Source organism: Streptomyces sp. NPDC034037 (assembly GCF_055575715.1).
In genome coordinates, this window is the sequence record NZ_JBVISC010000004.1 from 541,180 (window position 1) to 553,679 (window position 12,500).

Below are 12,500 nucleotides of genomic sequence, written 5' to 3' on the forward strand. Positions count from 1 at the left end.
GACAGCGCGGTCCGCTCTGAACCTCCCCCGAATCCTTGACCGGGACCCCAGACGTGCTTTCACTGCAAGGAGCCGCACCTGTGAGCAGTGCCGACGACCAGGGCCGCCAGGCCACCCGTACAGCCAGCACCGAGCTGCGCGCCGACATCCGCCGCCTGGGCGACCTGCTGGGCGAGACCCTCGTACGCCAGGAGGGCCCCGAACTCCTCGAACTGGTCGAGAAGGTCCGCCACCTCACGCGCGAGGACGGCGAGGCCGCCGCCAAGCTGCTGGGCGGCACCGAGCTGGAGACCGCGGCGAAGCTGGTCCGCGCCTTCTCCACCTACTTCCACCTCGCGAACGTCACCGAGCAGGTCCACCGCGGCCGCGAGCTGCGCGCCCGGCGCGCCGCCCAGGGCGGGCTGCTCGCCCGCACCGCGGACCGCCTGAAGGACGCCGACCCCGAGCACCTGCGCCAGACCGTGCAGAACCTGAACGTGCGGCCCGTCTTCACCGCGCACCCCACCGAGGCCGCGCGCCGCTCGGTGCTCAACAAGCTCCGCCGCGTCGCCGAGCTCCTGGAGACTCCGGTCATCGACTCCGACCGGCGCCGCCACGACACCCGACTGGCCGAGAACATCGACCTCGTCTGGCAGACCGACGAGCTGCGCGTGGTGCGCCCGGAGCCCGCCGACGAGGCCCGCAACGCCATCTACTACCTCGACGAGCTGCACGCCGGCGCCGTCGGTGACGTCCTGGAGGACCTCACCGCCGAGCTGGAGCGCGTCGGCGTCCAGCTGCCCGAGGGCACCCGCCCCCTCAGCTTCGGGACCTGGATCGGCGGCGACCGCGACGGCAACCCCAATGTGACGCCCGCCGTCACCTGGGACGTCCTGATCCTCCAGCACGAGCACGGCATCAACGACGCGCTCGACATGATCGACGAGCTGCGCGGCTTCCTGTCGAACTCCATCCGCTACACCGGAGCCACCGACGAGCTGAAGGCCTCCCTCCAGGGCGACCTGGAGCGGCTGCCCGAGATCAGCCCCCGCTACAAGCGGCTCAACGCCGAGGAGCCCTACCGGCTCAAGGCGACCTGCATCCGGCAGAAGCTGGAGAACACCAAGCAGCGCCTGGCCAAGGGCACCGCGCACGTTCCCGGCCGCGACTACCTCGGCACGAGCGAGCTGCTGGAAGACCTCACGCTCATCCAGACCTCCCTGCGCGAGCACAAGGGCGCCCTGTTCGCCGACGGCCGGATGAACCGCACCATCCGCACCCTGGCCGCCTTCGGCCTCCAGCTCGCCACCATGGACGTACGCGAGCACGCCGACGCCCACCACCACGCGCTCGGCCAGCTCTTCGACCGCCTCGGCGAGGAGTCCTGGCGGTACGCGGACATGCCGCGCGAGTACCGCCAGAAGCTGCTCGCCAAGGAGCTGCGCTCGCGCCGCCCGCTCGCGCCGTCCCCGGCGCCGCTGGACGCCGCCGGCGAGAAGACCCTCGGTGTCTTCCTCACCGTCAAGAAGGCCCTGGAGGTCTTCGGGCCCGAGGTCGTCGAGTCGTACATCATCTCCATGTGCCAGGGCGCCGACGACGTGTTCGCCGCCGCCGTCCTCGCCCGCGAGGCCGGCCTGATCGACCTGCACGCCGGCTGGGCCAAGATCGGCATCGTGCCGCTCCTGGAGACCACCGACGAGCTGCGCGCCGCCGACGTCATCCTGGACGAGATGCTCGCCGACCCGTCCTACCGGCGGCTGGTGGCGCTCCGCGGCGACGTGCAGGAGGTCATGCTCGGCTACTCCGACTCCTCCAAGTTCGGCGGCATCACCACCTCCCAGTGGGAGATCCACCGCGCCCAGCGCCGGCTGCGCGACGTCGCCCACCGCTACGGCGTGCGCCTGCGCCTCTTCCACGGCCGCGGCGGCACCGTCGGCCGCGGCGGCGGCCCCTCGCACGACGCGATCCTCGCCCAGCCCTGGGGCACCCTGGAGGGCGAGATCAAGGTGACCGAGCAGGGCGAGGTCATCTCCGACAAGTACCTCGTGCCGTCACTGGCCCGCGAGAACCTCGAACTGACCGTCGCGGCCACGCTCCAGGCGTCCGCCCTGCACACCGCCCCGCGCCAGTCCGACGAGGCCCTCGCCCGCTGGGACGCCGCGATGGACATCGTCTCCGACGCCGCGCACTCCGCCTACCGGCGCCTCGTCGAGGACCCCGACCTGCCGACGTACTTCCTCGCGTCGACGCCGGTCGACCAGCTCGCCGACCTGCACCTGGGCTCGCGGCCCTCGCGCCGCCCCGGCTCGGGCGTCTCGCTCGACGGTCTGCGCGCCATCCCGTGGGTCTTCGGCTGGACCCAGTCGCGGCAGATCGTGCCCGGCTGGTTCGGCGTCGGTTCCGGGCTGAAGGCGCTGCGGGAGGCGGGCCTGGACACCGTGCTCGACGAGATGCACGAGCACTGGCACTTCTTCCGCAACTTCCTCTCCAACGTCGAGATGACGCTGGCCAAGACGGATCTGCGGATCGCCCGGCACTACGTCGACACGCTCGTCCCGGACGAGTTGAAGCACGTCTTCGCGACGATCGAGGAGGAGCACGAGCTGACCGTCCGTGAAGTCCTGCGGATCACCGGCGGCAAGGAGCTGCTCGACTCCCAGCCGGCGCTCCAGCAGACCTTCGCGATCCGCGACGCCTATCTCGACCCGATCTCGTATCTCCAGGTCGCCCTGCTCAAGCGGCAGCGGGACGCGGCGGAGGCGGGCCAGGAGCCCGACCCGTTGCTCGGACGGGCGCTGCTTCTCACCGTCAACGGTGTCGCGGCCGGGCTGCGGAACACCGGCTGACTCGTGCGGGCGCGTGGGGGCTGGTCGCGCAGTTCCCCGCGCCCCTGAGGGGGCGCTCCTGACGGGGCGCCCCCTTCGCGTGCTAGGAGTTGTACGTGCTCTGGGCCCGCTCCAGGCCCTCCAGGATCAGGGCCTCCGCCGCGTCCGCCGCCCGGTCCACCAGGTAGTCGAGTTCCTTGCGTTCCGTCGAGGAGAAGTCCTTCAGGACGAAGTCCGCCACCTGCATCCGGCCCGGCGGGCGGCCGATGCCGAACCGCACCCGGTGGTAGTCGGGGCCCATCGCCTTCGTCATCGACTTCAGGCCGTTGTGGCCGTTGTCGCCGCCGCCCAGCTTCAGCCGCAGCGTGCCGTAGTCGATGTCCAGCTCGTCGTGGACCGCGACGATGTGCTCGGTGGGCACCTTGTAGAAGTCGCGCAGCGCCGTGACGGGGCCACCCGACACGTTCATGTACGACATGGGCTTGACCAGGATCACCCGGCGGCCCGCCGGACCCGGCGCCCCGATCCGGCCCTCGACCACCTGGGCCTGCGCCTTGGCGGCCCGCTTGAACTTCGCGCCCATGCGCCGCGCGAGCAGGTCGGCCACCATGAAGCCCACGTTGTGCCGGTTCATGGCGTACTCGGGGCCCGGATTGCCGAGGCCCGCGATCAGCCAGGGCGCGTTGGCGTCGGTCGTCACGTGCGTGTCTCCTTCATACGCGGGTTCATACGCGGGCAGCCGCCGCCCCCGAGGGAGCGGCGGCTGCCGTGCCGAATGTGCGTCGCGAGGATCAGGCCTCGGCGGACGCGTCGCCCTCGGCGGACTCGGCCGGGGCCTCCTCGGCCTGCGCGGCCAGGACCTGGAGGACGACCGCGTCCTCGTCGATGGCCAGCTTGGAGCCCGACGGCAGCGGGATGTCCTTGGCGAGGATGGACGCGCCGGCCTCCAGGCCCGCGATGGAGACGGTGACCTCGGTGGGGATGTGCGTGGCCTCGGCCTCGACCGGCAGCGTGCTGAGCACGTGCTCCAGGAGGTTGCTGCCCGGGGCCAGCTCGCCCTCGGTGTGGACCGGGATCTCGACCGTGACCTTCTCGCCGCTGCGCACGAGCAGCAGGTCGACGTGCTTCAGGATGCCCTGACGGAGGGCGTCGCGCTGCACGGCCTTCGGGATGGCCAGCTGGGTCTTGCCGTCCACGTTCAGGGAGAGCAGGACGTTCGGGGTGCGCAGGGCGAGCAGCAGCTCGTGGCCCGGCAGGGTCAGGTGGACCGGGTCGGCACCGTGGCCGTAGAGCACGCCGGGAACCTTGTTCTCGCGGCGGATGCGGCGCGAGGCGCCCTTGCCGAACTCGTTGCGGGTCTCGGCGGAGATCTTGACCTCGGACATGTGCACTCCTCGTACAACAGGTGTCGGATGGGGTTACCCGGCCATACGACTGGCCTGCTACGAAGAGCGCGTCGATAACGGACCGCCACACACAAAAGTGTGGCCTCCCTCGCCGAGCAACTTCAGCAGTCTACTCGGCCGGGAGGCCACACCCAAAAGGATCTTTACTGCTCCTCGAAGAGGCTCGTCACCGAGCCGTCCTCGAAGACCTCGCGCACCGCGTTGGCGATGGTCGGCGCGATCGAGAGGACCGTGATCTTGTCCAGCTCCAGCTCGCCCGGCGTCGGCAGCGTGTCCGTGAAGACGAACTCGCTCACCTTCGAGTTCTTCAGGCGGTCCGCGGCCGGGCCGGACAGCACGCCGTGCGTCGCCGTGACGATGACGTCCTCCGCGCCGTGCGCGAACAGCGCGTCGGCGGCGGCGCAGATCGTGCCGCCCGTGTCGATCATGTCGTCGACCAGGACGCACACGCGGCCCTGCACCTCACCGACGACCTCGTGCACGGTCACCTGGTTGGCGACGTCCTTGTCGCGGCGCTTGTGGACGATCGCCAGCGGCGCGCCGAGCCGGTCGCACCAGCGGTCGGCGACGCGCACGCGGCCGGCGTCCGGCGAGACGACCGTGAGCTTGGAGCGGTCCACCTTCGCGCCCACGTAGTCCGCGAGGATCGGCAGCGCGAACAGATGGTCCACCGGGCCGTCGAAGAAGCCCTGGATCTGGTCGGTGTGCAGGTCGACCGTGAGGATGCGGTCGGCGCCCGCCGTCTTCATCAGGTCGGCGATCAGCCGCGCCGAGATGGGTTCACGGCCGCGGTGCTTCTTGTCCTGGCGCGCGTAACCGTAGAACGGCACGATGACGGTGATGGAGCGGGCCGACGCGCGCTTCAGCGCGTCGATCATGATGAGCTGCTCCATGATCCACTTGTTGATCGGAGCGGTGTGGCTCTGGATCAAGAAGCAGTCGGCGCCACGCGCCGACTCCTGGTAGCGGACGTAGATCTCGCCGTTGGCGAAATCGAAGGCCTTCGTCGGCACGATGCCGACACCCAGCTTGTGTGCGACCTCCTCGGCCAACTCGGGGTGGGCGCGGCCGGAGAAGAGCATCAACTTCTTCTCGCCGGTCGTCTTGATCCCGGTCACAGCACTGTCTCCTCAGAGAGTTCTTCCCGCTGCCGTACTCACGCGTCCCGGTGCGTCGAGTCGGCCGAATGTGTGCACCTATCACGGTACGCCGTGTCAGACGCACCTGTTTCCGGTCAGCTTGCGCCGTCCGCCTCCCGGGAAGCCGCCTCGGCCGCCTTCGCGGCCGCGCTCCCCGGACGCTTCCGGGCCACCCAACCCTCGATATTCCGCTGCTGGCCCCGGGCGACGGCCAGCGAACCCGCCGGCACGTCCTTGGTGATCACGGAGCCGGCGGCGGTGTAGGCGCCGTCCCCCACCGTGACAGGAGCCACAAACATGTTGTCCGAGCCGGTGCGGCAGTGGGAGCCCACCGTCGTGTGGTGCTTCGCCTCGCCGTCGTAGTTCACGAAGACGCTCGCCGCGCCGATGTTGGAGAACTCGCCGATCGTCGCGTCGCCCACGTACGACAGGTGCGGCACCTTCGAACCGGCGCCGATCGTGGCGTTCTTCATCTCCACATACGTACCCGCCTTGGAACCGGTCCCAAGCCGGGTTCCCGGGCGCAGATACGCGAACGGGCCGACGCTCGCGCGCTCCCCGATCTCCGCGCGGTCGGCCACGCTGTTGTCGACGCGCGCCCCGGGGCCCACCGTCGTGTCCCGCAGCCGGGTGTTGGGGCCCACCTCGGCGCCCTTGGCCACGTGCGTGGCGCCATGCAGCTGCGTGCCCGGGTGGAGCACCGCGTCCCGCTCGAAGGTCACCGTGGCGTCGATCCAGGTGGCGGCGGGGTCGACGACGGTCACCCCGTCGAGCATGGCCGCCGTCAGCAGCCGGTCGTTCAACGTCTTGCGGGCCTGCGCCAGTTGGACGCGGTTGTTGATGCCCGCGATCTCCTCGTGGTCCCCGGCGACGGAGGCGCCCACGCGGTGGCCGGCCTCGCGCAGGATGCCCAGCACGTCCGTCAGGTACTCCTCGCCCTGGCTGTTGTCCGTGCGCAGCTTGCCGAGCGCCTCGGCCAGCAGCCGGCCGTCGAAGGCGAACACCCCGGAGTTGATCTCGCGGATCGCGCGCTGCGCCTCGGTGGCGTCCTTGTGCTCGACGATCGCGGTGACCGCGCCGCTCTCGCCGTCGCGCACGATGCGGCCGTAGCCGGTCGCGTCCGGCACCTCGGCGGTCAGCACCGTCACGGCGTTGCCGTCGGCGGTGTGGGTGGCGGCGAGCTGCTGGAGCGTGGCGCCGGTGAGCAGCGGCGTGTCGCCGCAGACGACGACGACGGTGCCCTCGACCGCGCCCAGCTCCTCCAGGCCGATGCGCACGGCGTGGCCGGTGCCGTTCTGCTCGGCCTGGTAAGCGGTGCGGACCTGCGGCGCGACGGCGCCGAGGTGCTCGCGGACCTGCTCGCTCTGGAAGCCGACGACGGTGACGAGCCGCTCGGGGGAGAGCGCGGAGGCGGCGTGGAGCACGTGCCCGATGAGGGACCGGCCGCAGATCTCGTGCAGGACCTTCGGGAGGTCCGACTTCATACGGGTGCCCTCACCCGCTGCGAGGACGATGACGGCCGGGCGGGTTGCGCTCACGGGGATGCCCTTCGGCTTCGGATGGCTGGTGCCTCTGTGGGGTGGACATCCGCAGGATACCGGGGCGTAGGGGGGTGGAAACGGCGGCGGGTCCCGACCTCGGAGGTCGGGACCCGTACGGTGCGGCTCCCCCGCCAGGACTCGAACCCGGACAGATGGCACCAAAAGCCACAGTGCTGCCAATTACACCACGGGGGAACAATCCGTCTGGACCGGACATCTGCCCGGTCCGCCGGATCGGCACCCAACACTATGCCGCACCGAGGGCCTCGCGTGCGACGCCAGGGGGCACCGGAAACTCACCGGAAAACCGGGGAGGAACGCCCGTACGCTGAGACACATGACCATGACGGGGGACGACCACACCGCGGCCATGACCGGGCCGTGGTGGTGGGAGAGGCGGCGCGGGGCCGCGTTGGACGTGGGGCTCGCGGTGGTGTCCGCGGCGGAGTGCGGCGCGGAGGGGGTGGCCTTCGCCCGGGACGCGGGCCTGCCGACGGCGGTGGGGATCTGCTTCGGCTCCCTCGCGGGGGCGTCGCTGCTGTTCCGGCGGCGCTGGCCGGTCGCCGTGGTGCTCGTCTCCATCGCCATCACGCCCGCCCAGATGGGCTTCCTGCTGACGATCGTCGGCCTCTACACGCTGGCGGCCTCGGAGCTGCCGCGCCGCGTCACCGGCGCGCTCGCGGGCATGTCGATGGCGGGGACGCTCATCGTCGCGCTGGTGCGGGCGAGCCGGGACCTGGCGGAGGAGGGCGCGCACCCGCCCATAGGCAGCGAGTTCGTGCCCTTCTTCGCCGTCGCCGCGGCGATCGGCGTGACGGCGCCGCCGGTGCTGCTCGGGCTGTACGTGGGGGCGCGGCGGCGGCTGATGGAGAGCCTGCGGGAGCGCGCGGACGACCTGGAGCGCGAACTCCAGCTGCTCGCCGAGCGCGCGGAGGAGCGCGCGGAGTGGGCGCGGGGCGAGGAGCGCACGCGGATCGCCCGCGAGATGCACGACGTGGTGGCGCACCGGGTGAGCCTGATGGTGGTGCACGCGGCGGCGTTGCAGGCGGTGGCGCGCAAGGACCCGGAGAAGGCCGTGAAGAACGCGGCGCTGGTCGGCGACATGGGCCGCCAGGCGCTGACCGAGCTGCGGGAGATGCTCGGCGTGCTGCGCACCGGCGACGGGACGAGGGGCGCGCGGCCGGTGGAGCCGGTGCCGCTGGCCGCCGTGGGGTACGCGGCGGCCGTGGCCGCCTCGCGCGCGGTGGACGAGGACGGGCCCTGCCTCGCGGAGCTGGAGGAGCTGGTGGGCCAGTCGCGGGCCGCCGGCATGGCGGTGGACCTGACGGTGGAGGGGGAGCCGCGGGACTACGCCGCCGACGTGGAGCAGACCGCCTACCGCGTGGTCCAGGAGGCGCTGACGAACGTGCACAAGCACGCGGCGGGCGCGAAGACGTACGTACGGCTCGCGCACCGCGGGGCGGAGATCGCGATGCAGGTGGAGAACGAGCCGCCGCCGAAGGCCGGTTCGGCGGACGCGCGACTGCCCAGCGGCGGCAACGGCCTGGTGGGCATGGAGGAGCGGGTCACGGGACTCGGCGGCGTCTTCGTGTCGGGCCCGACGGACGGCGGCGGCTTCCGCGTCTCGGCGGTCCTGCCCGCCGCCGTCCCGGCCGGCTGACCTCGCGCGTGCCGGCCTGGCGCGCGTACTGGCCTCGTCGCGCGCGTACCGGCCTGGCCACGCGCGTACGCCGGTCAGCTCGCCGTCAGCCGGGTCGGCCGGACGCCGGTGACGAGCGTGGCGAGCGCCTGGTCGACGCGGGCGCCGAGGAACCAGTCACCGCTGTGGTCCAGGCTGTAGACCCGGCCCTGGGCGTCGATGGCGAGCAGCGCCTGGGTGTCCGTCTCCTCGCCGATGGGGCACACCTGGGTGCCGAGGGCCCGGCCGAGGTCGCCGAGGGTGCGGGCCAGGTGCAGGCCGTACATCGGGTCGAGGTGCACGGTGGCGGGCGCGATCTGCCGGCCGGGGCCCTGCGGGGTGATGTGCAGCCCGCCGAACTCGGCCCAGGCCTCCACGGCGGCCGGGAAGACGGAGTGCCGGTGCCCGGCCGGCGAGGTGTGCCGGCGCAGCGCGTCGGCCCAGATCTCGGCCTGCTTGATGTCCCAGCGCCCGGGGCGCCAGCCGGCCGCGCGCAGGGCGGCGTCGACAGGGACGGGCAGCGGGGCGGCGCCCGCGCGGGCGGCGGGGGCGGTGTGGTCGGCGTGCATGGGGCCCTTGTTCGGTCGGCGGCGGGCAGAGGTGCGGGCGCAAGGACGGGCGGCGGTCGGTGGTCGGCGGTCAGTGGTCGGCGGTCGTCGGGTCCACGACGCGTACGCCGAAGTGCGCGGTGAGGGCGGTACAGGACCGGCACAGCTCGGCGAAGGAGCCGTGCAGGGGGTCGCCGTCCTCGCGGATGCGGCGGGTGGTGAGCTTCGCGTGCTTGAGGGCCTTGCGGGCCTCGCCGTTGGTCATGGCTCTGCGCGAGGCCCGCTTGGAGCGGCTCGCGTCGGCCGCCGTGAGATGCCGGGAGATGAGGATGGTCTCCGCGCAGCGGCCGGTGAAGCGTTCGCGCTGACCGCTGGTGAGGGTGTCGAGGAAGTCCTGGACGAGCGGGTGCAGCGCGGGCGGCTCCTCGCCGCGCCCCGGGGTGCAGGTGAGGGTGGTCTGGCCGCGTACGGAGAGCGCGGCGGCCACCGTCGGCAGGATGCCGTCGCGGCGCTGGCGCAGGATCGGGGCGTGTGCGGCGGTGCTGCTCCAGCCCACGCGCGGGTCGCCAAAGACGGCGCCGGGCACCGCCTCCGCCGTGGCCTGTCCGGTCGTGGCCGGCGTGCGGCCGGTCGTCTCGCTCTGTGCCGTGTGCATCATGCTGTGCCCCTCCCCCTTGCTCGCGGTCGTCCCCGCGGGTGTGCCACGCCCCCGCGCCGCGGGGGACAGCCTGTCAAATGGGGCGGGTGGTGCGGAAGCTGGGGCTCTGCGACACGCCTGTCCCGCCCCCGGTTTCGTCGCACGGTGACGGCCTGGTGGCTGCTGGTCATGGAAGCGGAGGCCCGGTGACCGGTGCGGCCCTTGCGCATAGGCTGTGTCGACATCCGCAGTACCAGGGGCCGAGGGAACCAGGATCCACGGCTCGAAACCGGCAGAATCAGAACTTTTCACCGTGCCGCAGGGGGCAACCGCCATGACGACAGGTCGGCTGGGGCAGCAGTCCGCGCCGCCGAACGCGGCCTACGCCGGGCAGGTCGTGCACTTCCCGGACCCGGTCCGTGCCGCCCGCCACCCCAGAGGGGTGCGCGTGGACGAGCGGGGCCATCCGGACTTCTCGCCCTACGCCCGGGCCGCCGCCGAGATCGCGGAGCCCCCCGAGGGCTTCGGCGTGGACGAACTGCGCCTGACGGACTACGTGTCGGCGAACGCGGCGCTCGCGGCGGAGGGCCACGAGCTGTGGGACACGATTCCCCCGGTGGCGACCCCGCACGGCTGGACCTGGCACCACGTGCCGGGCGGCCGTCGCCTGGAGCTGGTCCCGGTCGAGGTGAAGGCGCTGCTGCGGCACCACGGCGGGATCGCGACGACGGCCGTGGACCACGACAAGCGGGGCACGCGCCCGCTCCAGGAGACGCGGCCCGCGCACTTCGGCCTGCCCAAGGCGGCGGTCGCGGTGAGCGAACAGCAGGTGCAGGGCGTGGAGGAGGACCTCGGCCTTCGGCTGCCGGGTGCCTACCGCTCCTTCCTCAAGGCGGCGGGCGGCTGCGCGCCGGTGGGCGCGGCGCTCGACGCCGAGCTGGGACTGCTGGTGGACCAGCCGTTCTTCACGGTGCGGGACGTGGCCGCGGTCAACGACCTGGTGTACGTCAACAAGTGCCTGCGCGACCATCTCACCAAGGACTACCTGGGGGTCGGCTTCGTGCAGGGCGGGCTGCTCGCCGTCAAGGTGAAGGGCGACCGGGTCGGTTCCGTGTGGTTTTGCGCGTACGACGACGCGCGGGACGTCTCGGAAGCGGCCGGGTGGCCGCCCGCCGAGCGGGTGCGGCGGCTGCTGCTGCCGTGCGGCGACGACTTCGACGCGTTCCTGTCACGGCTCGCGGGCAATCCGCCGGAGCTGGAGACCGTGGCGAACCTGATGGTGGACGGCGGCTTCGCGCGCGCCGTTCCCGTGTCCTCGGCTGGGGAGTGACTAGGCGATGGTGACCTTCGCGCAGGCGCAGGAGCGCGCCGAAGAGTGGATCAACGGCGATGTGCCGGCCCATCGGCACCGGGAGGTGCGGGTCCGGGAGTTCGACCTCGGGTTCGTGGTGTGGGCGCAGGACCGGGAGAACGGTCCGGTGTCCGACGGCGGCGACCAGCGGCTCGTCATCGCCCGCGACAGCGGCGAGGCCACGCTGTGGCCCGCGCTTCCCGTGGGCGAGGTGATCCGCAGGTACGAGGAGGAGTACGGCCTGCCGGACGTGGCACCGCAGGACGCGGTCGCGCCGCCGCCGGCGCGGGTCGACCTCAATCAGACGTCGTTCCTGCTGACTCCGCCGGAGTGGCTCCAGGAGGCGGCGGACAAGATGGGCATCCCCGACCGGCGCTCGGGCGGCTCGGACACGGGGGCGTCGGCCGCGGACTCCGGGTCCGAGGAGGTGCCGCCGGGCGACTCCGCGGCCTCCGACTCCGCGCCGGGCGACTCCGACCCGGGTGACGTCGAGTCCGGCGTCTCCCTGTCCGCCGACGCCGGGCACCCGGCTCCCGAGGCGGCGCCCGCCGCTGCCTCCGCCGCTTCTTCCGCGCCGGAGGGCGGCACGCCGTGGCCCGCGGCGGCCGCACCGGACGAGGACGGCGAAAAGGCCCGCCAGGACGACCTGCCCGTGACGTCGCCGGGCGTGCCCATGGGGGCGACCCCGTGGGCCGGTACGGACACCAACGCCGATTCCGGCGACGACTTCTCGGTACCGGCGCCCGCGACGGTGTTCGCGCCGCCGCTGGTCGCCGGGGACGAGGACGAGGCCAGGCCGCGGGGCGTGGCACCGGACGCCAAGACGGCCCTGATGCACGGCGGCAGCCACCTCCCGCCGACGACGATCGCCCCGGCGCTGGACGCCTCGTCCCCGGGGGAGGCGTCCGCGTACGGACACCCGCAGGGCCGGGACCAGAGCCAGGGCCCGGCCACGGGCGACACCGACGCGCCGCCGCAGCCGACGGACGCTTCGGCGTACGGGTATCCGCAGGGCCCGGTCGCGGGTGGGCCGGGTTCGTCGGCGGCGCGGGGCGCGGGTGGGTCCGCCGGGCCGTCTCTTCCGCCTCCTCCACCCGGGGTGCCGGATGCTTCGGCGTACGGGTATCCGCAGGGGCCCGTCGCGGGTGGGCCGGGTTCGTCGGCGGCGCAGGGCGCGGGTGGGGCGCAGGGGCCCGCCGGGCCGTCCGTCCCGCCTCCGCCCGGGGTGCCGGATGCTTCCGCGTACGGGTATCCGCAGGGGCCGGTCGCAGGTGGGCCGGGTCCGTCGGCGGCGCAGGGTGCGGGTGGGTCCGCCGGGCCGTCTCTTCCGCCTCCTCCACCCGGGGTGCCGGATGCTTCGGCGTACGGGTATCCGCAGGGGCCCGTCGCGGGTGGG

9 protein-coding genes, 1 tRNA gene and 1 pseudogene are annotated in these 12,500 nt (G+C 72.8%); 4 read left to right on the forward strand and 7 right to left on the reverse strand.

Annotated elements, in window-relative coordinates:
- Window positions 1-80: 80 nt before the first annotated feature.
- The gene (gene ppc / locus ACZ516_RS17655; RefSeq protein ID WP_469010942.1) at window positions 81-2,825 is read left to right on the forward strand and encodes a phosphoenolpyruvate carboxylase; all 2,745 of its coding nucleotides are present in this window, start codon (window positions 81-83) and stop codon (window positions 2,823-2,825) included.
- An 82-nt stretch (window positions 2,826-2,907) separates the two neighbouring features.
- On the opposite strand, the gene pth is transcribed toward ppc, so the two are convergent.
- From pth to ACZ516_RS17680, 5 genes are all read right to left on the reverse strand, one after another.
- On the reverse strand, window positions 2,908-3,504 hold the full coding sequence (gene pth / locus ACZ516_RS17660; RefSeq protein WP_358579542.1) for an aminoacyl-tRNA hydrolase: 597 nt from the start codon (window positions 3,502-3,504) through the stop codon (window positions 2,908-2,910).
- 91 nt (window positions 3,505-3,595) lie between these two features.
- Window positions 3,596-4,189: a 50S ribosomal protein L25/general stress protein Ctc gene (locus ACZ516_RS17665; protein ID WP_358697380.1), complete on the reverse strand. Its 594-nt coding sequence runs from the start codon at window positions 4,187-4,189 to the stop codon at window positions 3,596-3,598.
- A gap of 164 nt (window positions 4,190-4,353) precedes the next feature.
- Complete coding sequence (locus tag ACZ516_RS17670; RefSeq protein WP_127909859.1) at window positions 4,354-5,328, reverse strand: ribose-phosphate diphosphokinase; 975 nt, start codon at window positions 5,326-5,328, stop codon at window positions 4,354-4,356.
- 116 nt (window positions 5,329-5,444) lie between these two features.
- Window positions 5,445-6,887, reverse strand: a complete 1,443-nt coding sequence (gene glmU, locus ACZ516_RS17675) for a bifunctional UDP-N-acetylglucosamine diphosphorylase/glucosamine-1-phosphate N-acetyltransferase GlmU (protein ID WP_358579537.1) — start codon at window positions 6,885-6,887, stop codon at window positions 5,445-5,447.
- Between the two features lie 126 nt (window positions 6,888-7,013).
- Window positions 7,014-7,085, reverse strand: a tRNA-Gln gene (locus tag ACZ516_RS17680).
- A gap of 142 nt (window positions 7,086-7,227) precedes the next feature.
- Between ACZ516_RS17680 and ACZ516_RS17685 the strand changes: the two genes are divergently transcribed.
- Window positions 7,228-8,550, forward strand: a complete 1,323-nt coding sequence (locus ACZ516_RS17685; protein WP_361077721.1) for a sensor histidine kinase — start codon at window positions 7,228-7,230, stop codon at window positions 8,548-8,550.
- A gap of 74 nt (window positions 8,551-8,624) precedes the next feature.
- Here the strand turns inward: ACZ516_RS17685 and ACZ516_RS17690 are convergent, their stop codons facing one another.
- On the reverse strand, window positions 8,625-9,137 hold the full coding sequence (locus ACZ516_RS17690; RefSeq protein ID WP_358579532.1) for an SUKH-3 domain-containing protein: 513 nt from the start codon (window positions 9,135-9,137) through the stop codon (window positions 8,625-8,627).
- 70 nt (window positions 9,138-9,207) lie between these two features.
- Window positions 9,208-9,771: a YwqJ-related putative deaminase gene (locus tag ACZ516_RS17695; RefSeq protein WP_358579670.1), complete on the reverse strand. Its 564-nt coding sequence runs from the start codon at window positions 9,769-9,771 to the stop codon at window positions 9,208-9,210.
- A gap of 316 nt (window positions 9,772-10,087) precedes the next feature.
- Between ACZ516_RS17695 and ACZ516_RS17700 the strand changes: the two genes are divergently transcribed.
- Both ACZ516_RS17700 and ACZ516_RS17705 read left to right on the forward strand, forming a co-directional pair.
- Window positions 10,088-11,083: an SMI1/KNR4 family protein gene (locus tag ACZ516_RS17700; protein WP_358579530.1), complete on the forward strand. Its 996-nt coding sequence runs from the start codon at window positions 10,088-10,090 to the stop codon at window positions 11,081-11,083.
- Window positions 11,084-11,090: 7 nt separating this feature from the next.
- Window positions 11,091-12,500: pseudogene (locus ACZ516_RS17705) on the forward strand (SUKH-4 family immunity protein); the annotation flags it as partial.